General features: G+C 64.3%; 22 protein-coding genes. 13 read left to right on the top strand and 9 right to left on the bottom strand.

Translation table 11 applies throughout. The features are described from left to right. Window positions 1-24: 24 nt before the first annotated feature. On the bottom strand, window positions 25-1,065 hold the full coding sequence (locus AC0YKC_RS00990) for an ABC transporter substrate-binding protein (RefSeq protein ID WP_488509288.1): 1,041 nt from the start codon (window positions 1,063-1,065) through the stop codon (window positions 25-27). Window positions 1,066-1,296: 231 nt separating this feature from the next. On the opposite strand from AC0YKC_RS00990, the gene AC0YKC_RS00985 reads away from it, so the two are divergent. Continuing rightward, window positions 1,297-1,998 carry a GntR family transcriptional regulator gene (locus AC0YKC_RS00985; protein ID WP_488509286.1) on the top strand — a complete coding sequence of 234 codons (702 nt, stop codon included), beginning with the start codon at window positions 1,297-1,299 and terminating at the stop codon, window positions 1,996-1,998. Window positions 1,999-2,013: 15 nt separating this feature from the next. Here AC0YKC_RS00985 and AC0YKC_RS00980 read toward each other — a convergent pair whose 3' ends face one another. From AC0YKC_RS00980 to AC0YKC_RS00955, 6 genes are all read right to left on the bottom strand, one after another. Continuing rightward, window positions 2,014-3,156, bottom strand: a complete 1,143-nt coding sequence (locus tag AC0YKC_RS00980) for an ABC transporter ATP-binding protein (protein ID WP_488509284.1) — start codon at window positions 3,154-3,156, stop codon at window positions 2,014-2,016. Next, window positions 3,146-3,754: a cupin domain-containing protein gene (locus tag AC0YKC_RS00975; RefSeq protein ID WP_488509282.1), complete on the bottom strand. Its 609-nt coding sequence runs from the start codon at window positions 3,752-3,754 to the stop codon at window positions 3,146-3,148. Before AC0YKC_RS00975 ends, AC0YKC_RS00980 begins: the two co-directional genes overlap by 11 nt. Before the next feature lie 205 nt (window positions 3,755-3,959). Next, window positions 3,960-5,030, bottom strand: a complete 1,071-nt coding sequence (locus tag AC0YKC_RS00970) for an ABC transporter substrate-binding protein (RefSeq protein WP_488509280.1) — start codon at window positions 5,028-5,030, stop codon at window positions 3,960-3,962. Between the two features lie 27 nt (window positions 5,031-5,057). Continuing rightward, a complete protein-coding gene (locus tag AC0YKC_RS00965; protein ID WP_488509278.1) occupies window positions 5,058-5,879 on the bottom strand; it encodes an ABC transporter permease in 822 nt (273 codons plus the stop codon). Further along, a complete protein-coding gene (locus AC0YKC_RS00960) occupies window positions 5,876-6,763 on the bottom strand; it encodes an ABC transporter permease (RefSeq protein ID WP_488509275.1) in 888 nt (295 codons plus the stop codon). Before AC0YKC_RS00960 ends, AC0YKC_RS00965 begins: the two co-directional genes overlap by 4 nt. Window positions 6,764-6,875: 112 nt before the next feature. Continuing rightward, entirely contained in the window at window positions 6,876-8,159 is a 1,284-nt protein-coding gene (locus AC0YKC_RS00955) for an NAD(P)/FAD-dependent oxidoreductase (RefSeq protein WP_488509273.1), read from the bottom strand. A 198-nt stretch (window positions 8,160-8,357) separates the two neighbouring features. Here AC0YKC_RS00955 and AC0YKC_RS00950 point away from each other — a divergent pair, with 198 nt between their 5' ends. The 5 genes from AC0YKC_RS00950 to AC0YKC_RS00930 all read left to right on the top strand — a co-directional run bounded on the left by AC0YKC_RS00950 (window position 8,358) and on the right by AC0YKC_RS00930 (window position 13,731). Further along, complete coding sequence (locus AC0YKC_RS00950) at window positions 8,358-9,515, top strand: fumarylacetoacetate hydrolase family protein (RefSeq protein WP_488509271.1); 1,158 nt, start codon at window positions 8,358-8,360, stop codon at window positions 9,513-9,515. A 268-nt stretch (window positions 9,516-9,783) separates the two neighbouring features. Beyond that, entirely contained in the window at window positions 9,784-10,716 is a 933-nt protein-coding gene (locus tag AC0YKC_RS00945) for a sugar ABC transporter substrate-binding protein (protein WP_320294666.1), read from the top strand. A gap of 123 nt (window positions 10,717-10,839) precedes the next feature. Next, window positions 10,840-11,826: an ABC transporter permease gene (locus tag AC0YKC_RS00940; RefSeq protein WP_320294665.1), complete on the top strand. Its 987-nt coding sequence runs from the start codon at window positions 10,840-10,842 to the stop codon at window positions 11,824-11,826. 4 nt (window positions 11,827-11,830) lie between these two features. Next, window positions 11,831-12,625, top strand: a complete 795-nt coding sequence (locus AC0YKC_RS00935; RefSeq protein WP_320294664.1) for an ATP-binding cassette domain-containing protein — start codon at window positions 11,831-11,833, stop codon at window positions 12,623-12,625. An 83-nt stretch (window positions 12,626-12,708) separates the two neighbouring features. Next, entirely contained in the window at window positions 12,709-13,731 is a 1,023-nt protein-coding gene (locus AC0YKC_RS00930; RefSeq protein WP_488509263.1) for a LacI family DNA-binding transcriptional regulator, read from the top strand. Window positions 13,732-14,057: 326 nt separating this feature from the next. Here the strand turns inward: AC0YKC_RS00930 and AC0YKC_RS00925 are convergent, their stop codons facing one another. Beyond that, the gene (locus AC0YKC_RS00925) at window positions 14,058-14,639 is read right to left on the bottom strand and encodes a TetR/AcrR family transcriptional regulator (protein ID WP_488509261.1); all 582 of its coding nucleotides are present in this window, start codon (window positions 14,637-14,639) and stop codon (window positions 14,058-14,060) included. A gap of 223 nt (window positions 14,640-14,862) precedes the next feature. Here AC0YKC_RS00925 and AC0YKC_RS00920 point away from each other — a divergent pair, with 223 nt between their 5' ends. The 3 genes from AC0YKC_RS00920 to AC0YKC_RS00910 are packed head-to-tail and all read left to right on the top strand — an operon-like array spanning window position 14,863 to window position 19,487. Continuing rightward, window positions 14,863-15,129 (top strand): hypothetical protein, encoded by a 267-nt coding sequence (locus AC0YKC_RS00920; protein ID WP_488509260.1) that lies wholly within the window; start codon window positions 14,863-14,865, stop codon window positions 15,127-15,129. Beyond that, a complete protein-coding gene (locus AC0YKC_RS00915; RefSeq protein ID WP_488509257.1) occupies window positions 15,123-18,323 on the top strand; it encodes an efflux RND transporter permease subunit in 3,201 nt (1,066 codons plus the stop codon). The genes AC0YKC_RS00920 and AC0YKC_RS00915 overlap by 7 nt, the downstream gene beginning before the upstream one ends. A gap of 15 nt (window positions 18,324-18,338) precedes the next feature. Then, window positions 18,339-19,487, top strand: a complete 1,149-nt coding sequence (locus tag AC0YKC_RS00910; RefSeq protein WP_488509254.1) for an efflux RND transporter periplasmic adaptor subunit — start codon at window positions 18,339-18,341, stop codon at window positions 19,485-19,487. A 72-nt stretch (window positions 19,488-19,559) separates the two neighbouring features. Here the strand turns inward: AC0YKC_RS00910 and AC0YKC_RS00905 are convergent, their stop codons facing one another. Next, window positions 19,560-20,495 (bottom strand): LysR substrate-binding domain-containing protein, encoded by a 936-nt coding sequence (locus AC0YKC_RS00905; protein WP_488509251.1) that lies wholly within the window; start codon window positions 20,493-20,495, stop codon window positions 19,560-19,562. 100 nt (window positions 20,496-20,595) lie between these two features. Here AC0YKC_RS00905 and AC0YKC_RS00900 point away from each other — a divergent pair, with 100 nt between their 5' ends. The 4 genes from AC0YKC_RS00900 to AC0YKC_RS00885 all read left to right on the top strand — a co-directional run bounded on the left by AC0YKC_RS00900 (window position 20,596) and on the right by AC0YKC_RS00885 (window position 24,485). Next, window positions 20,596-21,387 (top strand): HalD/BesD family halogenase, encoded by a 792-nt coding sequence (locus AC0YKC_RS00900; protein ID WP_488509247.1) that lies wholly within the window; start codon window positions 20,596-20,598, stop codon window positions 21,385-21,387. Window positions 21,388-21,483: 96 nt separating this feature from the next. Further along, window positions 21,484-22,173, top strand: a complete 690-nt coding sequence (locus AC0YKC_RS00895; protein WP_488509245.1) for a GntR family transcriptional regulator — start codon at window positions 21,484-21,486, stop codon at window positions 22,171-22,173. Between the two features lie 22 nt (window positions 22,174-22,195). Beyond that, window positions 22,196-23,299 (top strand): mandelate racemase/muconate lactonizing enzyme family protein, encoded by a 1,104-nt coding sequence (locus AC0YKC_RS00890; RefSeq protein ID WP_488509241.1) that lies wholly within the window; start codon window positions 22,196-22,198, stop codon window positions 23,297-23,299. Between the two features lies 1 nt (window position 23,300). Beyond that, on the top strand, window positions 23,301-24,485 hold the full coding sequence (locus AC0YKC_RS00885) for a mandelate racemase/muconate lactonizing enzyme family protein (RefSeq protein ID WP_488509239.1): 1,185 nt from the start codon (window positions 23,301-23,303) through the stop codon (window positions 24,483-24,485). Window positions 24,486-24,603 lie beyond the last annotated feature (118 nt).

Genomic DNA, 24,603 nt, shown 5'->3' with positions numbered 1-24,603 from the left:
TTTGCGCCGCTCCGCACAGGTTCGTCATTGCTGGATCAGGTTGTTGAATTTCTCCGTCGCCTCGACGAGCGTGTCGCGCCAGAAGGCCGGGTCCTGCAGCACCTGCTTCTTGACGTTCTCGGGGGCGGAATTGATGTCCTTGATCCGCTCCGGCGGGATCTTGCCGGTGTCGAAGGCCTTCTCGTTGGCCGGGCCGTTGTCGACATAGAGCGGCAAATTGGCCTGGAGATCGGGGCTGACGAACTTGGCCAGCGCCTTCATGGCGATGTCCTTGTTCTTCGAGCCCTTCGGGATGACCATGCAGTCGGCGGTCAGCACACCCTGATCGAAGGAAAAGCTGACCGGCGCGCCGGACTTCTTCAAGGTGCCGGCGCGGCCGTTCCAGATGCTCGCCATGTCGACCTCGCCATCCTTGACGAGCTGCATGGCCTGCGCGCCGGAGGTCCACCAGGCATCGATATGGCCCTTGACCTTGTCGACGGATTGCAGCGCGCCGTCGATGTCGACCGGATAGACCTTGTCGATCGGAATGCCCTTGGCGAGGGCGGCGACACTCAGCGTCTCAGTCGCCTGGCTGCCGGAAAGCGCGCGGCGGCCCGGGAATTTCTCGACGTTCCAGAAATCGGCCCAGGTCTTCGGGCCTTTGTCGCCGAAAACATCCGTGCGGTAGATCAGCACCACGGAGGTGTAGGAGATGCCGACCCAGTCGTCGTGGACAAGCTTCGGGTTGATGCCGCTCTTGTCGATGACGTTGTAGTCGAGTTTCTCGAACAGGCCTTCCTTGGAGCCGCGCGCGCACTCGTCGGCGCCGAGCTCGGTGATGTCCCATTTGACGGCATTGCCGGTGACCTGCAGCCGCACGTCGTCGAGGCCGTTGGTGGTATCCTGCTTGATGGTGATGCCGAGATCCTTGGCCGTCGGATCGAAGAAGGCCTTGGTCTGCGCCTCCTGATAGGTGCCGCCCCATGAGGCGACGGTTATGGTGTCGGCGGCCGACGCCGGAACGGCGACCGTGGCGAGCAGGCCGGCGATGGCCATGCCATGAATACAAAGTCTCTTCGTCATTTTCGCTTCTCCAACCGGTGTTCCCGTTATCGTTGATTTGGTATGCGAATTTGTATACAATTTTGAGTGTAATTCACCGGAAACCGTTGTCAACACGGACAATGCGTTTTTCGGTGGGAGGGCACGGAGCCGTCAGTCGGCACGTTGGCTCTTGTTGAGACGGCTCTGTTTCAAGCAAGGGCTAAAAGGCTCTAGACTGCGATTCTGCGATAGGCCGTTGGAGGCGGACGCTTGAAAAAGGAACGGAAAAACACGCTGCGCGACTCGGTGTTCGAGAAGCTGAAGGCGCTGATCATCACCGGCCAGATCCCGCCGGGCGGCCGCGTGACCGAAAACGAGATCGCCGAGCGCCTGAAGGTCAGCCGCACGCCGGTGCGCGAGGCCTTCAACCGGCTCGAGCGCGACGGGCTGGTGATCGGGCGCCCGCGCCAGGGCTATGTGGTGGCCGAGTTCAACCTGACCATGTTCCGCGAGGCCTTCGACATCCGCGAATTGCTTGACGGGCGCGCGACGGAGCTCGCGGCGGCCAATGCGACCGCCGCCGACAAGGCGAGGCTGCGCGACATGCTGGCCGAATGCGAGCGGCTGGCGGCGATCCCGGACCGCAGCACGAGGGAGAAATTCGAGGAGCTGCAGGTCGGCATCGACCTGCACCGGGTGATCGCCGAGATCGGCGGCAACGAGATGCTCTACGGCATGCTTTGCGGCATCCTCGACAAATGCCAGCAATATGTCTGGACGGAGCTTCTGTGGCTGGACGAATGGAAGCTCACCCGCGAGGAACATGCAGGCATCGTCGACGCGATCTGCGCCGGCGATGTCGCTTTGGCCGGCGAGCGCGCCCGCGCGCATGTGCGCGGCTCGCGCGAGAACATCCTGCGTCTGCTGCAGGCCAAGTCCGACTATCAGGGATTCTTCGCCAAGACGTCCTGAACAAGCGCTATCATATCAATTGGAAAGCATGGGGCAGTTGGCGCCGCGCCGCAGGCTGACATGCGCGACGTCGCCGACGCTGAATTGAGAACCGTCGGCGCGGCGCGGGGCGTCGATGACGATCGCGGTCCCCTCACCCAGCTCGGCGTGGAGGCGCAGCGTGCGGCCATGGAAGACGACGCCGCTGACCCGCGCCGGCGCGGTTCCCTCGGCAGCCTCGCCGGCCGCCAGAAGATCCTCCGGGCGCACGCCGATGGTGCGCGTGTCGCCGGTGGCCGGCGTCTCGCCGTTGTCGGAAGCGGCCTCCAGCGGCAGTTCGCCTGCGGCGAAGCGCAGCCGCTCGCCGTCGCGGCCAAGGAAGCGCGACTGCAGCAAGTTCATCGTGCCGATGAAGGAGGCGACGAACCTCGTCGCGGGCCGGTCGTAGAGCGTGGCCGGCGCAGCAGTCTGCTCGATGCGGCCCTTGTTCATGACGACGATGCGGTCGGAGATTGACAGCGCCTCGGTCTGGTCGTGGGTGACCATGACGAAGGTGGTGCCGAGCCGCGACTGCAGCCGCTTCAATTCCACCTGCATCTGCTCGCGCAGATGCGCATCGAGCGCCGACAGCGGCTCGTCGAGCAAAAGCACCCGCGGCTCGCAGACGATGGCGCGGGCCAAAGCGACGCGCTGGCGTTGGCCGCCGGAAAGCTCGGAGACGCGGGCGCGCAGCTTGTCGGCGAGCCCGACCATGTCGAGCGCCTCGCGAACCCGTTTTGCCTGTTCGGCGCCGGTGAGTTTGCGCAGCGACAGGCCGAAGCCGACATTGGCCGCGACATCCATATGCGGGAACAGCGCATAGTCCTGGAAAACGGTATTGACCGGGCGGTCGAAGGGCCGCAGGCCTGTGATGTCGCGGCCGTCGAGCAGGACATTGCCTCCGGTCGGGCTTTCGAAGCCGGCGATGACGCGCAGGCTCGTCGTCTTGCCGCAGCCGGAGGGGCCGAGCAGGGTCAGGAACTCGCCTGCGGCGATGTCGAGATCGACGCTATCAAGACCAACAATGCCGCCAGGGAAGACTTTCGAGACTTTCTGCAGTCGAACTAATGGTTCTCGCAATTCCGGACGGAAAACCGCTTCACACTTTTCCTGGAATTGCTTTGGAGCATCAGGCGCCATCGCGCACCTCGGACGGCTTGGTGGTGTTGACCCACAGGATCTGGCAGCGCTCAGCGCCGGGATTGCGGAAGGCGTGCAGCAGCGTGCTCTTGAAGGCGAAGCTGTCGCCGGCTTTCAAGACGTAAGTCGTCGCGTCCACCACCAGCTCGACCTCGCCGGACATCACGAAGCCGAATTCATGTCCGGCATGGGCATAGGCTTCCGCCGTGCCGCCGCCGGCCTCGACCGTGACCAGCATGCCGGTGAGCGTCGCGGCGGGCGGCGACAGCAACGCCTTGGCGATGCCCTCGGATTTCACCGGGATCGACCGGCGCTTGTCGGCGCGCACACAATAGAGATCGTTAACCGCCTCGTTGCCGTCGGCGATCAACGCCGACGGTTCGATGTCGAGCGCGGCCGCCAGCGGCCAGATCACCTTGACGCGCAGCGAGGACATGCCGCGCTCGATCTGGCTGAGCGCGCCGATGGAGATGCCGGCCTTGGCCGCGAGCTCGGCCAGCGACAGCTTGCGCTCGAGCCTGAGCGCCCGCACGCGCCGGCCGACGCGGATGTCGGCATCGTCCTTTGGTTTCGTCGCCGCTTCGTCAAGAACATCCATGCATCGGTCCTCGTTGTCTTTCCACCGGTGCGGCGCAGCGCCGCCAGGCTCCCCCTTCTCCTCTTGTGGGAGAAGGTGTCGCCGAAGGCGACGGATGAGGGGTGCTCCAGCTTGGCAAGGACGGCGATCCGTCCAACACCCCTCATCCGTCTCGGCGCTGCGCGCCGATCCACCTTCTCCCACAAGGGGAGAAGGTAAGGGGCGCTCAACCGCCAGCCTTCACCTTCTCGAACATCTTCGCCATATCGTCATTCTGCTTCATCGGGCCGGTGAAGATGGTGCTCTTCAGCATCACGTCCGGATCCGCCGGCAGCTGCAGCTTGCCCAGCTCCTCCTTCGACACGCCGGCGAAGGCGGTCGAGAGCGAGCTGCCATAGCCGTAGGACTGGATCAGGAACTTGCCCGAGTCGGCGTCGAGCCGGCTGTTGATGAAGTCATAGGCAAGATCCACGTTCTTGGCGTCCTTAAGCATGACGAAGCCGCAGGCCCAGGTGAGCATGCCTTCCTTCGGTTTCATGAACTCGACCGGAACACCCTGCTTCTTGAGCGAGGTGGCCGACGCGTTCCAGGTCATGGCGGCGACCAGTTGGCCGCTTGCCAGCGCCTGCTCGACCGAGGTCATGTCGGTGGTGTAGCTCGACAGCAGCGGCCGCTGCTCTCGCAATTTCGCGGCGACCTTCTCCATCTGGTCCGGCGTCATGTCGAAGGGGTTCACGCCGGCGAGAAGTGCAGCGACGATCGGCGTGTCATGCACGGCGTCGATGGTCGCCATGCGGCCGGCATATTGCTTGTCCCACAGAAGGTTCCAGCTCGCCTCCGGGTTCTTCACCAGATCGGTGCGGTAGAGGATCGAGGTGTTGCCCCAGTCCCACGGCACCATCCACACCTTGCCGTCACCGGCCTGCAGGTCGGGCAGGTTCTTGAACACCGGGAAGATCGAATCCCAGTTCTTGATGCGCTTGGTGTCGATCGGCTGCAGCAGGCCTTCCTTGTTCCAGCGCGCCACCTTGTCGTAGCAGGGATGCGCGATGTCGGGGCGGAAGCCGGCCTTGACCTTGGTGAAGGCGTCGTCGTCGTCACCGAAGATCGTCGCCTCGACGCCATCGGGATGCTCGGCAAGGAAGCTTTTGTTGAAGTCGGGCAGTTCATAGCCCGACCAGGTGAAATATTGCAGCTTGTCGGCGGCAAGAGCGACCGTCGACGACAGCGCCATGGCGAGCGCCGTGAGGCCCGTCAAGGCTTTGCGGCCAGTGATCGATTTCAGGTGGAATGTCATTTTCGTTCTCCTCTTCTTTGTTGTGGTTCAGGCTGGATTGCGGCGCGCGGCGCCGAGGCCGCGATGGCGAAGGATTTCGGCGGCGCCGGCGATGATAAAGGAGACGCAGAGGATCACCGTTCCCAGCGCCATCACGGTCGGCAGCGAGCGCGGGAAGCGCAGTTGGCTCCAGATGTAGAGCGGCAGCGTCGGCACGGTGCCGGCGAGGAAGAAGACGACGATGAACTCGTCGAAGGAGATCAGGAACGAGAGCATGAAGGCTGACAGCACGGCCGGCGCACTCAGCGGCAGCATCACGCGCCGGAACGTCGTCCAGTCGGACGCGCCAAGGTCGAGCGCGGCCTCGCGGATCGTCTTCGGAATGGCGGCGAAGCGGCTGCGCATCACCACCACCGTCGTCGGCAGCGCAACGAGGATGTGACCGAGCACGATGGAAACGCGCGATGGGCCGAGGCCGATGAGGTTGACCAGGATGAGCAGCGAAATGCCGACGATGACGCCCGGGATCAGGATCGGCAGCCGGGCGATGGCGCTGATGGTGGCGGCGAGCGGCGAGCGGCCGTAGAGATCCATATAGGAGACGGTGATGCCGCAGAGCGTCGCGCCGGAGGCGGCGACGACGCCGATGACCAGGCTGTTGGCCAGGGCGCCGGAGAGCGCCGGGTTGCCGTAGAGCGTGCGGTACCATTCCAGCGTGAAGCCCTGCAGCGGAAACGCCGCCTGGATCGAGTTGTTGAAGGAAAACAGCGGAATCAAAAGCACCGGCAGATAGAGGAAGACGAGATAACCAAGCACATAGAGGCCGAGCCAGCGGCCGCCTGCGTTGGCGTCGGTGCGGACGCTGCTCATGTGCGGCTGCCAAACCGGCGGTCGGCGCCGCGTGCGACCAGGACCACGCAAAGGATGACCAGCATGACGCAGACCGAGAGTGCGGCGCCGAACGGCCAGTCATTGGCCTTGCCGAACTGCGACTGGATCAGCGTGCCGATCATGGTGCTGGCCGGGCCGCCGACCATGGCCGGCGTGACATAGTCGCCGACGGTCGGCACGAAGACGACAAGTGCTGCCGCCAGCACACCCGGCATGGAATTCGGCAGCACGACGCGGCGGAAGCTGGTGAACGGTCGCGCGCCAAGATCGGACGCGGCTTCGAGCAGCGATTTCGGGATCGTGTCCAGCGCCACATAGATCGGCAGGATGGCGAAAGGCGCGTAGGCGTGGGCGAGCGTCACCACGACCGCCGCCGGCGTGTTGAGGAAGGCGAGCGTCGGCTGCGACCACAGGCCGGTCTCGATGAAGGCCGAATTCAGCACGCCGTTATAGGCAAGCACGATCTTCCAGGCGAAGACGCGCAGAAGGTAGCTGGTCCAGAAGGGCAGCGTGACCAGGAAGAGCAGCAGGTTGCGCCGGCGGCCGGCATGGAAGGCAAGGTAATAAGCGACCGGATATGCAGTCGCGACGGTAGCAAGCGTGACCAGGCCGGCGATGACCAGCGAGCGCAGCGTCACCGTCCAGTAAAGCGGATCGGCGGCGACGGTGACAAAGTTTGCGACCGTCAGGCCGACGCCGAGCAACGAGCCGTCATTGCCCCTGAAGGCGAGGAAGACCACGAGGCCGAGCGCGAACAGGATGAGGAAGAATGTGACCAGCCCGCCAGGCAGCAGCATGGCGAAGCGGAACACCGGCGAGATGCGGTTTTCCGGCAATGGCCGTGTTGCAACGATGGTCGACATGTTCATGGCCCGTTTGGCGAAACTGCCCATCGAAATTCTGAAATTGCTTAATGTTTTTTCATATTCATGAAACTGTCAAGCTGAATCGCTTGTGCGCCGCACGCGTTCGGCGTCAGCGCTCGAAGGCGTCGAGCATCCGGTACCAGGTGATTGCCGCGGCAACGCCGACCTGGCGGAAGGCGTGGAATGGAACTGGCCGGATCGGCGACAGCGGGAATGGCAATTGCCTGGCGTCACCGCTTGCAAGGTAGTTCGCCATCCGCCTGCCCAGCGCGCTCATCAGCCCGACGCCCCTGCCCTGGCAGCCGACGACCGCGAGCAGGCCCTTTTCCGGTTCGTGCAAATGCGGCAGATGATCCGACGTCAGCGCCACGCGGCCGAACCAGCGCTTTTCGATGGCGATGCCGGCGAGCACCGGATAGAGGCGGATGAGCGCGCGTTCACAATGCGCCCAGTCCGCGGGGCTGGACGGCAGCGCCATGCGGCCGCGGCCGCCCAGCACCATCCGACCGTCAGCGCTTTTGCGGTAATAGACCAGAATGCGGCGGGAATCCGAAACCGCCTGGCCTCCCGGCAGAATGCTGGCGGCAAGCTCCGCCGGCAGCGGTGCGGTGGCGATCTGGAAGGAATGCAGCGGCACGATCGTCTGGGCGAGGCCAGGCAACAAGCCATCCGTATAGGCATTGGTGGCGAGCACGACCGCCTTGGCACGTAATTCGGCGTCTCCTTCTGTCGAAACCCGCCAGGCGCCGGCATCCCTGCGGAGCTTCACCACCCGCCGCCGCTCGGCGATGCTGGCGCCGGCGGCCGAGGCGACGCGGGCGAGTTCCAGCGTGTAGGACAGCGGATCGATGACGCCGGCGCGGCGATCGAGCCAGCCGCCGAGATAGCCCCTCGCGCCGGTCATCGCCGCGATCTCGGCTCCGTCGAGCAGCTTGACGTCGGCGCCGCGCGAGCGCCATTGGCGATCCCGGTTCGCTGCCGCTGCCAAAGCGGTCTCGGTATGCGACGCCTGGATCCAGCCATTGCGGGTGAAAGGCACGGCCAGCTTCTCGTCGCGGATCACATCGAACACGGCGTCGGCCGTCGCGGCGGCGAACTCGACCAGGGCTTCGCCGCGCTCCTTGCCGAAGTGCCTGAGCAGCCATTCCGGATCGTATTTGAGGCCTGGAATGACCTGGCCGCCATTGAGGCCCGAAGCGCCCCGCCCGATGGCGCCGGCCTCAAGCACCTGAACGGAAAGCCCCGCGCGCGCCGCGTGCAGCGCGGTGGAAAGGCCCATGATGCCGCCCCCAACGATGACCGCGTCGAGCGTGCCACCACTCGACAACTCGGACTGAAATACCGGGGCTACCTGTGGCTTTCGCCAGATCGGATCGGAAAAGGCTGCGGGCAAGAGGTCACCTAGCGCTGGAGCTTCGTGAAAATCTTATTGTCGATTTCACAGATTTGAAAGAGTGCTTCGATGGGCCAGTCCAGCCGTGGCCGTGTGACAGTATTTGCATGGACCACAAATGTTGCGGCCGGCGGGATAGACGTTTCCGCGAAATCGGGGAAAAGTGCCGCGCGCGAAAAATCGAGAGGAAGCATCACCATGACCGACCCGACCCGCCTGCCCGCCGACGGACTTTTCGTCGGCCGCGCCAGGACAAGCGAAGCTGCCCATCCGCTGGTGGTCACGGTGCGTGACGGCGAGGTCATCGACATCACCTCGAGCGCGGCGCCCACGGTGCGCGATGTCTGCGAGCTGAAGGATCCGGCCGGCTATCTGCGCTCGGCCAAGGGCAAGGCGATCGGCGCGCTTGCCGACATCGCGGCGAACAGCTTCGAAGCCGAACGCGATGCGAAGAAGCCGATGCTGCTTTCGCCCGTCGACCTGCAGGCGGTAAAGGCTTCCGGCGTCACCTTCGTCGTCAGCCTGCTCGAGCGCGTCATCGAGGAACAGGCGCGCGGCTCGGCCGAAAAGGCCGACGCCATCCGCGCCGACATCGCCGGGCTGATTGGCCATGATCTCTCCAAGCTCAAGCCCGGCTCGCCGAAAGCGATGGAGATCAAGGCCAAGCTGATTTCGCGTGGCGCCTGGTCGCAATATCTGGAAGTGGGCATCGGCCCGGACGCCGAGATCTTCACCAAATGCCAGCCGATGGCCTCGGTCGGCTTCGGCGCCGATGTCGGGCTGCACCCGGTCTCCACCTGGAACAATCCGGAGCCGGAGATCGCCATGATCGCCGATAGCTCAGGCCGCATCGTCGGCGCCACGCTCGGCAACGACGTCAATCTGCGCGACGTCGAGGGGCGCTCGGCACTGCTGCTCGGCAAGGCCAAGGACAACAATGCGTCTGCCTCGCTCGGCCCCTTCATCCGGCTGTTCGACGAGACGTTTTCCATCGCCGACGTGAAGCGCGCCACGGTGCGGCTCAGCGTCGAGGGCGAGGATGGCTTCTCGCTGCAGGGCGCGAGCTCGATGGCGGAAATCAGCCGCACGCCGGAGGAGCTGGTCAAGGCGGCAATGGGGCCGCATCACCAGTATCCCGACGGGCTGGCGCTCTATCTCGGCACCATGTTCGTGCCGTCGAAGGATCGCGGCGAGAAGGGCAAGGGTTTTACCCACAAGGTCGGCGACATCGTCACCATCTCGTCGGAAAAGCTCGGCGCGCTCACCAACCGCGTGCGCCTGTCGCCGGACTGCCCGCACTGGACCTACGGCGCCAGCCACCTCATGCGCGACCTGGCCAGGGCTAATCTGATCTAGGGCCGCACCACGAGTGGCGTTGTCCAACGTCTACGCAACATGAGGGCGACGGTGCCGCGTGCCCGGGAAAATATCACCGCTACTGATGCAATCTGATGGGATTGCTGATGGCGTGCGCGCCTCACCCAACATCCACTGGCGATGGAGGCTTGCCACCGCCCGAAAAAGAGAATGCTCTAGACGTTCCGGTCGGCGCTGGCGAGAGATGCGGCCCAAGGCCGCATCGCGCCTGATCAAGGAGGAACGTTTCAACATGGGAGGAAATCGAATGCTTTCGCGGCTAAGACTGCTCGTGCTTGGCTTGATCGCGGTCATCGCCATTCCGGCGATGGCCCAAGCCAAGACATTCTACTGGATTTCGCATGGCGGCCCGGCCGATCCGGTCTGGACCTACTTCCTGGCCGGCGCCAAGCAATGGGCGACGGACACCGGCAACAAGGTGAACACCTCGTTCCACAATGGCGACGTCGCCTCGCAGCAGGAGGCGATCCGCGCCGCCATTTCGGCCAAGGCCGACGGCATCGTCACCACCAGTCCCGATCCGGGCAGCCTGATCGAGCTGGCCAAGGAAGCGCGGGCGGCCAACATCCCGATCATCAACTTCAACACGCCCGATCCGAAGGCCAACTTCAACGCCTATGTCGGCGGAGACAACGTCACCTTCGGCAAGCACTGGGCGCAGTATCTGGTCGACAAGGGCCTGGTGAAGAAGGGCGACTTCGTGTGGATGCCGGTCGAGGTGCCCGGCGCCACCTACGGCGTACAGGAAGAGGAAGGCATCAAGAGCGTGTTCGGCCCCGCCGGCATCACCTATGAGATCACCGAAGCGACGCTCGACCAGGCCGAAGTGATCAGCCGCATGTCCGACTATCTCACCGCGCACAAAGGCAAGGTGAAGGCCATCATCGGCCTCGGCGACCTCGTCACCGGCTCGATCAAGCGCGTCTTCGACCAGGTCGGCGTCAAGCCGGGCGAAATCCCGGTCGTCGGCTGGGGCAACTCGCTCGATACCACCCAGGAAGTGCTGAACGGCTATGTCAATGCCGCGCAGTGGCAAGACCCGCAGGCGACCAGCTATGTGGCCCTGTCGCTGGCTAATATGGCCGCCAGCGGCATTCCTCCGGGCTTCAACGTCATCACCGGCGCGCTCTATGAGAAGGACACCGCCGGCGTCTACGACAAGATCCTGTCCGGCAAATAAGTCCCGCGCATTCACCGGCGCCGCGCTTTCCACCTTAGGCGCGGCGCTGGATGCTATAGTCGTCGGAGCTTGCCGCCAGTCGAGGCGAAGGCCCGGCCAGTCCAATCGTATCGCGGGTATCTCGTGGAAAATCGTTCCTTCATCCAGCGCCTGATCGGCAGATCGGAATTCGGCCCCCTCGTCCTGCTCGTCATCGAGTTGGTCGTATTCTGGGGCATCAATCCCGACTTCCTGTCGGCGCAGAACATCTCCAACATCCTAGCCTTCACCGTCGAGCTCGGCCTGATCGCGCTGGCGATGACGCTGTTGATGACATCAGGTGAATTCGACCTGTCGGTCGGCTCGCTGTTCGGCTTCTCGCCGGTGCTGATGTGGACGCTCTACAACAGCGGCGTCACCTCGCTGGAAGTCGGCCTGCTGATCGCATTGCTGGTCGCGGCCGCGATCGGGCTGGTCAATGGCTGGTTCGTCACCCAGCTCAAGATCCCGTCCTTCCTGGTGACGCTCGGCATGCTGCTTGTCGTGCGCGGCACGGCGCTGTTCGTCACCGACGGCTTCCCGCAGCGCACCTGGAGCGCTGAAGGCAGCTGGCTGGCGAACATACTGGTCGGCGATTTCTATATCGGCCCGTTCCGCATCTATGCATCGCTGTTCTGGTTTATCGGTGCGGCAATCATCCTCGGCTATGTGCTGACGCAGAGCCGCACCGGCAACTGGATCCAGGCTGCCGGCGGCAATCCGAACGCCGCCCGCGCGCGCGGCGTCAACGTCAGCCGCGTCAAGGTCGGCCTGTTCATCCTGTCGGCGGTGATGGCTTCGCTGGCCGGCGTGATCTCCTCGCTGCGCACCTCCGCGGCCAACCCCAACAGCGGCACCGGCTACGAGCTCGAAGTCATCGCCATGGTGGTGATCGGCGGCACGGCGCTGACCGGCGGACGCGGCACCATCATCGGCACGGTGCTCGGCATCCTGATCCTGCGCGTCATGCGCAACGGCATCGTGCTGATCGGCGTGCCTGGACTTGCCTACAACATCTTCATCGGCGCGATCATCCTCGGCATGATGGCGCTGCATTCATGGCTCGAGCGCCGTCACCAGGCAGGGACTTAGAACCATGGCCGAACCGCTCATCCGCATGGAAAACATCCGCAAGTCCTACGGGCGCGTGCAGGCGCTGGTGGACGCCAATTTCCACGTCAACGAAAAGGAGATCGTCGGCCTGCTCGGCGACAATGGCGCCGGCAAGTCGACATTGATCAAGGTGTTGTCGGGTGCCGTGCCATTGACCAGCGGCGACATCTACATCCGCGGCAAGAAGGTGACTTTGCGCTCGACCAGCGACGCCATCGCGCATGGCATCGAGACCATCTACCAGGACTCGGCGCTGGTCACGCAGCTGTCGATCGCGCGCAACCTGTTCCTCGGGCGCGAGCCGATCAAGCAGCCGCGCTTCCTGAACCGCATGGACCAGGAGGCGATGAACGCGGTGGCGCGCGACCTTCTGCGGCAGGTCGGCATCACCAAGAACATCCCGCCGACGACGCCGATCGGCTCACTGTCGGGCGGCGAGCGGCAGGCGGTGGCGATCGCGCGGGCCATGCATTTCGACAGCGACCTGATCATCCTCGACGAGCCTACCAACAATCTCGGCGTCGCCGAGACGCAAGGGGTGCTGAGCTTCGTGCGCAGCGCCCGTGATTCCGGCCATTCCTGCATCTTCATCGCGCACAACATCCATCACGTCTTCCAGGTGGTCGACCGCATCGTGGTGATGCGCCGGGGCAAGGTGGTGGCCGACGACATCGATCCGAAAAAGACCACCGTCGCCGAGGTCGAGCGCGTCATCACCGGCATGTCGGACAAGGAGATCCGGGACGCAATCGCCGATGGCCGGGAAGCGCATGGCTGACTGCTGAAGGGCGGATCGCATCGGCGACGCGGCCATTTGCCCGCCGCTGGCACAGGATTGCATCAGCGCCTATGACTGGACCCATGAAAGCCACCGTAGCCGACATCGCCAAGAGCTGCGGCCTGTCGACCGCGACCGTCGACCGGGTGCTGAACAACCGCCCGGGCGCGAGCGCGGCCAACCGGCAGCGCGTGATGGAGGCGGCCAAGCAGCTCGGCTACCTGCCGACGCTCGACCAGGTGGTGCTGCCCTCGAAGCCAGCGCATCTCGAATTCTTCCTGCCGATCGGGTCCAACGCCTTCATGGCCGATCTCGCCCATCACATCGAGGATTATGCGGCGCGCCTGCCCCTGGTCGCCTCCTGCCGCATCCACAACCTTGCCGGCATTTCGCCGGGCGCGCTGCAAAGCGCGGTGGAGAATCTTTCGCTGAAGGCCAATGGCGTCGGCATCATTGCCGTCGACCACCCGCGCACGCGCAACATCCTGCGCGAGCTGGTCGATGCCGGGATCAGGCTGGTCACGCTGATCTCGGATGTGCCGGCCGCGCCCCGCTCGGCCTATGTCGGCATCGACAACCGGGTGGCGGGCCGCACGGCGGCGCTGCTGATGGGCCGGTTCCTTGGCGGCCGGACCGGACATCTGGCGATGGTGGTCGGCTCGCGCTCCTATCGCGGTCACGAGGAGCGCGAGATGGGTTTTCGTTCGGTGTTGAGCGAGGAGTTCCCCAACCTCACAGTTTCCAGCGCCGCCGAGAGCAATGACGACCCTGACGCCAGCTACCGCGCGACCATCAAGGCGCTGCACAACGAACCGGAGCTGCTCGGCATCTACTGCGTCGGCGCCGGACGGTCCGGCGTGGCCAAGGCCTTGCTCGAGGCCAAGCCGCGCAGGAAGCCGGTCTTCATCTGCCACGACCTGACCAAGGAAACGCGCCGCTATCTCGTCGACGATCTCGCCGACGTCGTGATCGACCAGAATGCACGGCTGATCGCCGAGCAGTCGGTGATCCGCCTGCTCGGCTCGATCGCCTCGTCGGCGCCCTACCTGACCAAGAAATTCATCGAGCCGCGGTTGATCTTCAAGGAAAACGTGCCGGTGCAGTAGTGCGCGGAGAGCGATTCCCAGGATTTGTCTGATGATTGATCCGGCAAATCTGCACAGCAGCTATGCACGTTTCGCAATTGCCGAATCGTTGGGCAACTCGTAGATATCTGGGTGTCGGCCGTCTCCTCCTCCCAGATGTGATGCCGACGCTGAATACGGTACACCTCCTCCCGTGCCGTATTCGAAATCGAAGCCCGCTGCCACCTCCTCCCGGCAGCGGGCTTTTTCTTTGCGCGCAATGAGGCGGAGCCCCCCCTCACCCGGATTGCCAAGTCGAATTGCTTTGCAATTCGGGCAATCCGACCTCTCCCCGAGGGGAGAGGAAGTCAGCGCGCGCGGAACGAGGCGATCAGGCTTTCGGCCATGCGCACGAATTGCGCGCTCGGACCTTCGGCGCCGACGCTCTGCATCGAGACGCGCGCGCCTTCGAGCAACAGCGACAGCGTGTCGGCGAGGAGCTCGGCCTGGCCGATGCCGGCATCGCGGCAAAGCGCAACCAGCTTCTCGCGCTGGGCCTCTTTCAGTTCCTTAATGACGCGCCTGGCCGGATGATCGGTCTCCGTGAGCTCGACGGCGGCATTGGCCATGTCGCAGCCGCGGCTGTCGGCGCTGAGCAGTTGCGAAGCCTTTTGGACCCAGGCATGCAGCTGGGCGAGCTTGTCGCCGGGATGCTGGGCCTCGAACTCGTCCCAAATCCTTGAAGCCTTCGCCGCCGTGGCGCGCAGGCACTCGATGATCAGCTCGTCCTTGGATTCGAAGTGACGGTAAAGCGTCATCTTGTTCGTGCCGGCAGCCTCGGTGATGGCGTCGACGCCAACGCCCTTGATGCCGTGCTTGTGGAACATGTCCTGCGCCGTCTTCAGGATTCGATCCCGGGGGCGGGAACGCTCCGCGACGCCGTCAGTCATGATGATCTCCTTTTGTCGTTTCCAAAAAAACCGTCGCCACCTCTTGACTAGGGTGTTACCGGTCTGTAACTTCCAGCATGTTACTTACTGGTAACACCTATATCACTCGCCGTCAAACGACAAGGCCCTCCGATAGGCCTGCCAGAGTGAGATAGGCCAGAAAACCTGCCTGTCATGCGGCTTCGGCCGGTGAATTCGAGAAAAAGCGGCCCGCGATCAATCGATGCGGGCCGAGCAAGGAGCCACTCCTATGCAAAAGCGCAAAGATCTGACGATCGACGAAGCCATCCGGGATCCAATGATCCGGCTGGTGATGAAGGCGGACGGGATCGACCCCAAAGCCTTCGAACGGATGCTGCGCTCGCGCGCGGCCGAACAGGCGCTGGGCGACGATGCCCCGCCATCCTTCCTGGCGGATTCCGGCTCCGGCCGGGCCCGGCGCCTGCGCCATTTCGCAAAACCGTTCGGCGAGGCGTCCGCATCATGGTGAACTTCTTCATCCACCGCCCGATCTTCGCGTCGGCGATCGCCATCATCATGGTGCTCGCCGGTGCGATCGCGTATTTCCTTTTGCCGGTCTCGCAGTTCCCCGACATCACGCCCCCGCAGGTCGTGGTCAGCGCCCATTATCCGGGCGCCAGCGCGCAGGTCGTGGCCGATACGGTCACCACACCGCTCGAGCAGCAGATCAACGGCGTGCAAGGCATGACCTACATGTCGTCGACGAGCTCGAATGACGGCTCCTCGACCATCACCATCACCTTCGACGTCGGCTATCCGCTGAGCACGGCGGCCGTCGACGTGCAGAATCGCGTCTCGCAGGCCGCTTCCTCCCTGCCGGCGATCGTCAACCAGGGCGGCGTGACGATCAAGAAGCAGAACCCCAATTTCGTGCTGATCGTCGACCTCACCTCGCCTGACGGCTCGGTCGATCCGGTGGCGCTGAGCAACCTCGCCTATCTGCAGGTGGTCGATCCGCTCAAGCGCCTGCCCGGCGTCGGCGACGTGCAGATCTTCGGCGAGCGCCGCTATTCGATGCGTGTCTGGCTCGACCCGGACAAACTGGCCAATCTCGGCATCACCGCCGTCGATGTGCAGAACGCCATCGCCGAACAGAACGTGCAGGTGGCGGCCGGCAAGATCGGCCAGTCGCCGGCGCCAGCAGGCACCGCCTTCGAGATGCAGGTCAATGCCGTCGGCCGTCTCAGCGACCCGAAGGAATTCGGCGACATCGTCGTGCGCGCCAATTCGCAGAACGGCTCGCTGGTCAGGCTGCGCGACGTCGCGCGCATCGAACTCGGCGCACTGCAATATTCGTCATCCGCTTTCTTCGGCAAGGATCCGACCGTGGTCTTGGCCGTCTACCAGATGCCCGGCTCCAACGCGCTCGACCTGCAGCAGCGGGTCAAGGACAAGATGCAGGAACTGTCGCAGCGTTTCCCGAAGGGCGTCCGCTATGCCATGCATTACGACACGACGCGCTTCGTGTCGGCCTCGATGCATGACGTGCTGATCACGCTCGGCGAAGCGCTGGTGCTGGTCGTGGCAGTGGTGTTCGTCTTCCTGCAAAGCTGGCGCACCACCATCATCCCGACCATCGCCATTCCCGTCTCGCTGATCGCGACATTGGCGATCATGTACATGCTGGGCTTCTCGCTCAACATGCTCTCGCTGCTCGGCATGGTGCTGGCGATCGGCCTCGTCGTCGACGATGCGATCGTCGTCGTTGAAAACGTCGAGCGACAACTGGAGGCAGGGCTCAAGCCGCTTGCCGCGACGCGCGCGGCGATGGCCGAGGTGACCGGGCCGATCATCGCCACCACCGCGGTGCTGATGGCGGTGTTCATCCCGGTCGCCTTCATCCCCGGCGTTTCCGGCCGGCTCTACAATCAGTTCGCGTTGACCGTGGCGATCTCGGTCGGCATCTCGGCCTTCAACTCGCTGACGCTGAGCCCGGCGCTGAGCGCCGCCTTCCTGCGCCATCGCGGCGAGACACAGTTCGTGCTGTTCCGCTGGTTCAACGCCGGCTTCGACTGGCTGTCGCATGCCTATGCGCATGGCGTGCGCATCCTGATCAAACTGCGCTGGATCATGCTCGGCCTGTTCGCGGCCGGTCTCGTCGCCACCTACTTCGTCTGGCAGAAGCTGCCCTCGACCTTCCTGCCGGTCGAGGACCAGGGCTATTTCTTCGTCGTCATCCAGTTGCCGGACGGCGCTTCGCTCGAGCGCACCGATGCCGTGGCGCAGAAGGCGCGCGACATCCTGCAGAGCACGCCCGGCGTCGACATCGTCGGCTCGATCAGTGGCCTGAACTTCCTCACCAGCGCCGCACAGTCGAACTCGGCGGTCGAGTTCGCCATCCTGAAGCCCTGGGACGAGCGCGGACCCGATCAGAGCGCCTCGAAGCTCGTCGAGCAGGTGCGCGGCAAGCTCCTGCAGATGCCGGACGCGTTCGCGCTCTCCTTCGATCCGCCCTCGATCCCGGGCATCGGCACCACCGGCGGCTTCGAGTTCCAGGTCGAGGACCTGTCGGGCCGCGGCAGCGCGGCGCTGAACGACGTCACGCAGGCGCTGCTCGCCGAGGCGCGCAAGCAGCCGGAGCTCAACCCGCAGCAGCTGTTCTCGTCCTTCTCGACCTCGACGCCGCAGTTCAACTACGACCTCGACCGCAGCAAGGCGAAGCTTCTCGGCCTCAACCTGCCGGACGTCTTCAACACGCTGCAGATCTATCTCGGCTCGCTCTACGTCAACGACTTCAACCTGTTCGGCCGCACCTTCCGCGTGACGATCCAGGCGGACAAAGACGCGCGCGCCGACGCCACCGACATCTCCAGGCTTTATGTGCGCAATGCGTCGGGCGGCATGGTGCCGCTGAGCACACTGGGCAAGCTTGTGCCGATCGTCGGACCCGAGACCGTGCCGCATTACAACAACAACGCCTCGGCGCTGATCAATGGCGGCGCTGCCCCCGGCTTCTCGTCCGGACAGGCGGTGGCGGCCATGGAGCGGGCGGTGGCGAACGTGCTGCCGCGCGACTTCGGCTACGAATGGACCGGCATCACTTTCCAGGAGCTCAAGGCCGGATCGATCGCGTCTGTCGTGTTCGGGCTGGCGATCGTCTTCGTCTTCCTGATCCTGGCGGCGCAGTATGAAAGCTGGGCGATGCCATTCATGGTGCTGCTCGCCGTGCCGCTCGCCTTGTTCGGCGCCTTCGTGGTGCTCCTGCTGCGCGGCATGCAGATCGACGTCTACTCGCAGATCGGCTTCGTCATGCTGATCGGCCTGGCGGCGAAGAACGCGATCCTGATCGTCGAGTTCGCAAGGCGACGGCGCGAGGAGGGTCTCACCATCGTCGAAGCGTCGATGGAAGCCGCGCGGCTGAGGCTGCGGCCGATCCTGATGACGGCCTTCGCCTTCATCCTCGGCGTGCTGCCGCTAATGTTCGCGACGGGTGCAGGTGCCGCCAGCCGGCAGTCGATCGGCACCACCGTCTTCGGCGGCATGGTTGCGGCGACCATCCTGTCGCTGGTCTTCGTGCCGGTCTTCTACGCGGTGATCGAACAGCTGCGCGAACGCCGCGGCGGGAAAGAACCTGCCACGGGGCATCACGACGCCCCTCGGCAGGAGGAAATTGAACCGACCGCCGAGCCGGCGCTTCAGCCGCTCGCGCAGGCGGCCGAATAGGATTGGAGATCAATTATGCGTAGATGGAAAATCGCTTTAGGGTCGGCCGTCGCGCTGGGCGCAATCTCGGTGGCCAGCGTGCACTTTCTCGACATGGGCAATTTGAGCGGCGGCACGGCGGGCGCAGCACCCGCGCCGGCAGCCTTCGTCATGCCGGTGCCGGTGGTGAATGTCGTGAAAAAGACGCTGCCGATCTATCTCGACTACGCCGCGCGGGTGGAATCGATCCGCAGCATCACGCTGCAGGCCCGCGTGCCGGGCTATCTGCAGGAGCAGACCGCGGCCGACGGCAGCGACGTCAAGCAGGGCGACATGCTCTACCGCATCGCGCCGGATGACTATCAGGCCGCGCTGGACCAGGCTAAGGCCCAGGTGCAGCGCGATAGCGCGACGCTCGAATATGCAAAGTCCAATCTCGGCCGCGGCACCGATCTTGCCAAGGCCGGTTACCTCGACAAGGACAGCTTCGACCAGCGCACCAGCAACCTGCGCGCGGCGCAAGCCGCCCTTGCCGTCGACCAGGCAACGGTGCGGACGGCCGAGCTCAACCTCGGCTATGCCGAGATCAAGGCGCCGTTCTCGGGGCGTATCGGCCGTAACCAGGCTTCGGTCGGCACGCTGGTCAGCGTCGCCGGCACGGTGCTCAACACGCTGGTGCAGCTCGATCCGATCTATGTGACCTTCAATCCGAGCGAGACCGATCTCATCCAGATCGAGCAGGCGAAGGCCAACGGTCCGATCGCCGTCGATGTGCTGCTGCCCGGCGAGACCCAGCCCAGCCAGAAGGGCGAGCTTACCTTCATCGACAACACGATCGACCACTCGACAGGCACGATCACGGCGCGCGCCACGATCGGCAACGCCAAGTTCACGCTGCTGCCCGGACAGTATGTGCGGGTGCGGCTGCATGTGAAGGAACAGCCCAACACGCTGATGGTGCCGCAAGTGGCGCTGGGTTCCAGCCAGCTCGGCAAGTACCTCTATGTCGTCGGCAAAGGCAACACCGTCGACCAGAAGCTGGTGTCGCTTGGGCCTACCGACGGCGACCTGATTTCCGTGACCTCCGGTATCTCCGAGACCGACCAGGTGATCACGGGCAATCTGCAGAAGATCGGACCCGGAATGCCGGTTTCTCCCTTGCCGCAACCGAAACCGGCCAGCTGATAACCCCCATCAGTTTCCGGTCCGACGGCGCCCTCGACACCCACGTCGAGGGCGCCGTTTTGCCATGAGGGTTCAGACGGCTCCCGACGCCGACTCCGTGCGCGGCTTCGCGGGATTGCTTGCAAGCAGTTCGACCAATCCGGCGATGTCGGCGCGTTCCGCCTTGGCCGGCAGCATGAAGGCGCAGTAGGGCTGGCCGAGACGAACCGAGACGGACGACAGGGCGATCAATCGGCCCGCCTCAAGGTCGGCACTCGCCATCACCCTCTGGCCGAGCGCTATCCCCAACCCCAGCCGCGCCGCACCGATCGCCAGGCTGGACAGGCCGACGCGGCGGCCATGCGAGGGGTCCGGCGCGCGGCTGCCGCCGGCAGCGGCGAACCAATCCGCCCAGCTCGGATGCGAGGCATAGTTCGGCCCCCAATTGGTGTGAATGAAGTGGCTCTCATGCACGTCGGCCAGGCCGGCGGCACCGTTGCCGTGGCGCCGCCAGAACTCAGGCGATGCGACCGGCAGGACGTCGTCATGAACGAGGCGCGCCATCTTGAGCGCCGGGTAGTGATAGTCGCCATAGGAGATGCGCAGATCGATGTTCTGGCGCACCACGTCGACGGGATCATCCTCGACCCGGACGTCGATCGCCATCCGCGGAAAACCGTCGAGCAGCACCGCGAGCCTTGGCGCCAGCCAAAGCTCCGCCAGGGAGAACGGCACGCTCACCACAAGGCGCGTGCGCAAGCCGCCTTCCAGCATGCGCCGGCCGACCGCCGCGATCTCGCCCAGCGCATGCGCCGTCTGCGGATAAATGGCGTGGCCGGCATCGGTCAGCGCGATGCGGTTGCCGTTGCGCATGAAGAGCTGCTTGCCGAACCAATCTTCCAGATTGCGGATCTGCTGGCTGACCGCGGCCGACGAGACACCTAGCTCGGAGGCGGCGAGCGTGAAGCTGCCGGCGCGAGCCGCGACCTCGAAGGTTCTCATCGCGTTCAACGGCGGAAGCTTGTCCATACCATCCTCGAAAGTTTTTCTTGTGAGAGCCTAACAATTTTCTGCGTTGCGGCAAAGATTTCCTTGCCGTGTAGTGACAACAGGATTTTTGGAGGACGCTATGATCGAAAACATTCTCGACCTGGACCGCTATCCGCTCGACCGCGAAGGCAGCCCTGAGTGGCAGAAGCTGGTAGACGAGTCCAAGGCCGCGCTCGCGGCCAGCGGCATGTTCAACCTGGAAGGCTTCCTGCGTCCCGGCATGGCCGAACGGGCCGTCGCCGAGATCCGGCCGGTAATGGACACGCGCTCGCATGTCCACAGACGCTTGCACAACATCTACTTCAAGCCGTCGATCCCGGAGCTTTCGCCGGATCATCCGGCGCTACGCAAGGTCGAAACGATCAGCCATACGGTCTGCGCCGACCAGATCCCGAGAAGCACCGTTTTGTCGATCTACGAATATGCACCGCTAGTGCGGTTCCTGGCGGCGACGATGGACAAGCCGCAGCTGCATGTCATGCAGGATCCGCTGGCCCGCGCCAATGTCATGGGCTATCGCGCCGGCGAGGCACTCAACTGGCATTTCGACCGCTCGGAATTCACCACGACGCTTCTGCTGCAGGCGCCGGATATCGGCGGCGATTTCGAATACCGCACCGACCTGCGCTCGGACGACGATCCGAACTATGACGGTGTGGCGAAGCTGCTCGAGGGGCGCGATCCCGAGGCAAAGATCCTGCGCATCAAGGCCGGCACGCTGAACGTTTTTCGCGGCAAGAATACAGCGCATCGCGTCACCACCGTCGAGGGCAACCGCGAACGCATGATCGCGGTGTTCTCCTACTATGAACGTCCAGGCGTCATGTTCACCGATGAGGAGCGGATCGTGTTCTACGGACGAGCGGCATGAAGCTGCCGGTTCAAAATCCGGAATTCGAGGAAATCAGCTCTTGTTAGATTGTCGACAATCTGCTTGTCTTGCAGGAATTCCTCCCGGAGTCGACTTATGGCAAAGCTGGATTTCAGTCCGATCGCGGATACGACGCGCAGGGCGGAGATCGTCGCCCTGCTGCGGCGCGCCATCCTGACCGGACAGCTGGAGCCCGGGCAGAAGCTCAACGAGCTCAGGATTTCCGAACAGATGCGGGTGAGCCGCGCGCCCTTGCGCGAGGCGATGCGCGAGCTGGTGCAGGAAGGCATCCTGACCAGCATTCCCTATGCCGGCACCTTCGTCATCGAGGTCACCGCCAAGGACATCATCGACGCCTATTCGCTGAACCAGGTGCTGGACGAATTCGCCATCGAGCGGACCTGGCCGCAACGCGACCAGCGCTTCTTCGACGAGCTCGACCGCCGCCATGAAGCGGTGAAGCAGGCGACACGCGCGAAGGACACCACGCGCCAGATCGAGACGGCACTGCAGCTGCACGGGCTGATCTACGAATGGGCCGACAATTCGGTGCTGCTGGAGACCTGGCAGCGCCTGACCAGCCGGCTGCAGATGTATTTCGCCCTGCATCAGCGGGCGCGCAACGAACCGGTGCCGGCCGAGGACGTGCACGAGGCCTATGTCACGTTGCTCAAAGGCGCCGACATGCGCGCCGCCCAGCGCCATGCGCGCGAGCATATCGACCTCGACTTCGAAGAGCTTCTTGCCTATGCGCGCGGCCTCGAAAAGCGCGCGTCGAAGAACTGACAGACAAGCGGACGACAGCACAGTGAAGATCAAGAGCATCAAGGCCTATCATGTCGTGCAGCCCTTCGTGGATGGGCCCTACCGCATGTCCAAGGGACGCGTCGCCGACTGCTTCGACGCGGTGATCGTCGCCATCACCTCGGACAGCGGCGTGACCGGCTGGGGCGAGATGGCGCCGCTCGGCAATTTCTACTCGGCCGCGTTTCCGGCGGGAACACGCGCGGGCGTGCCGGAGATCGCGCCGCATCTGATCGGCCAGGATCCGCGCGGCCTTGCCGGCATCGGCCGGCTGATGGACACGGTGTTCAAGGGCCACTCTTACATCAAGTCGGCGCTCGACATGGCGTGCTGGGATCTCGCCGCCCGCGCCGCCGACGTGCCGCTGGTGACCATGCTCGGCGGCCGCGAGAGCGATATGGCCGAGACCTACCGGGTCGTCACCCACGGCACGCTCGATCAGATGGCCGCACTTGCCAAGCGGATCATCGCCGAAGGCTGCCGCCGCCTGCAGGTCAAGGTCGGCGGCAATGTGCATGACGACATTGAGCGCGTGACGACGGTGGCCGCCGCCGTGCCGAAGGGCACGGTGATCTTCTGCGACGCCAATGCCGGCTGGACGCCCTATCAGGCGCGGCAGTTCGCCGATGCCACGCGCGGCATCGACTACACGTTCGAGCAGCCCTGCACGACGCTCGACGAGAATATGTCGGTGCGCCGCATGCTCGACAAGCCGATGGTTCTGGACGAATCCGTCACCTCGCTCGGCGAGATGCTGGAAATCCACCGCCGAGGGGCTGCCGACGGGCTGACACTGAAGATATCACGGCTCGGCGGCGTGACGCAGACACGACTGATCCGCGATGTCGCCGTCGATCTCGGCTTCATGATCACGGTTGAGGATACAGGCGGCGCCGAGATCGATACCGCCGCGATGGCGCATCTGTCGCTGTCGACGCCGGCGGAGCGCCGGCTGCACGCGATTGCCTTCCACGAATGGGTGACGGTGCGCACGGCCAGGAACGCGCCGCCGGTGACCGGCAGCCACATGGGCATCCCCGACGGCCCAGGCCTCGGCATCGATGTCGACCCGGGCCTGCTCGGCGAACCCTTCTTCGAGATCGGCTGATATGAAGATCAGGCGCGTCAAGGCGACACCGATCAACTACAGGCTGGAAGCCCCTTATGTCTGGGTCTTCGGCGAGCTCGACGGCTTCTCGCCGACCATCGTCGAGGTCGAGACCGAGGACGGGCTTGTCGGCATCGGCGAGGCGCCGACGCCGGGCGCTGCCGCCGTCATCAACGACGTGCTGGCGCCGAGGCTTGCCGGACGCGACGCCTTCGACATCGCCGGTGCCGAGGAAGTCTGCCTGCCCTTCTGGAGCGGCGTGCAGTCGATCAACGACCGCACCCGCATCATGGCCTTGGGCGCCATCGAGATGGCGCTGTGGGACCTGCGCGGCAAAGCCTGGAAGCAGCCGCTCTATCAGTTGCTCGGCGGCGCGGTGCGCAAGGAAATCCCCTTCACCGATTACTTCTCGCTGCGCGGCGACGGAGCGACAGTCAAAGGCGAGAAGACGCCGGAAGAGGTCGCCGACTACTGCGTCGAACTCCACGAGCGCCACGGCACGACCTTCTTCGAGGGCAAGTTCTCGACGCACGATCCGAAAGTTTCAATGAAGATGGTCGAGCTGATCCGCAGGAAGCTCGGCGACGCGGCGATGATCCGCATCGATTCCAACCAGGCCTATTCGCTGGCGACCGCCAGGCAGTTGGCGCGGCCGCTGGAAGAGCTCGGCGTGCGCAACTGGGAGGACCCGGTGGCGACCATCGAGGAGATGCGGGAACTGCGCCGCCACACCTCGATCCCGTTCTCGACCCACAACATCGATATAGCGCGCGCCATGGAGTTGAAGGTGCCGGACGCCTTTGTCGGCAACCCGACGGCGCATGGCGGCATCAACCGCATGCTGCGCTTCGTCGGCGCCTGCGAGCATGCCGGCATCGATTACTGGTGCTACAGCGGCGACACCGGCATCGGCAGCGCCTGCTACCTGCATCTGTGCGCCGCGCTCGGCTGGATCCGGGAACCCAACCAGTCGCTGTTTCGCATGCAGCCGATGGACGTCATCGAGGAAGGCCCGTTCGCGCCGAAGAACAATGTCGTGCCGGTGCCCGAGGGCCACGGCCTCGGGGTCACGCTGTCGCGAGAAAGGCTTGCTGCCTGCCATCGCGACTTCGTCGAAAACGGCCCCTGCAACAAATATCACGATCCGGAAAAACCCGGGACCTACCGCAGGCTGCCGCTGAATTAGGAGGATGTCGAAAAGCAAACAGGACTTATCGAGAAAAGGGCGGCCACGGGTCGCCCGGCCGACAGACAATCCATCAAGAAAATCTGACTTTTCCGTCCCAACGGGCGGATGGACCGGT

It is taken from the genome of Mesorhizobium sp. CNPSo 4661 (assembly GCF_057784215.1).
This window is presented reverse-complemented; position numbering and strand designations above follow the sequence as displayed.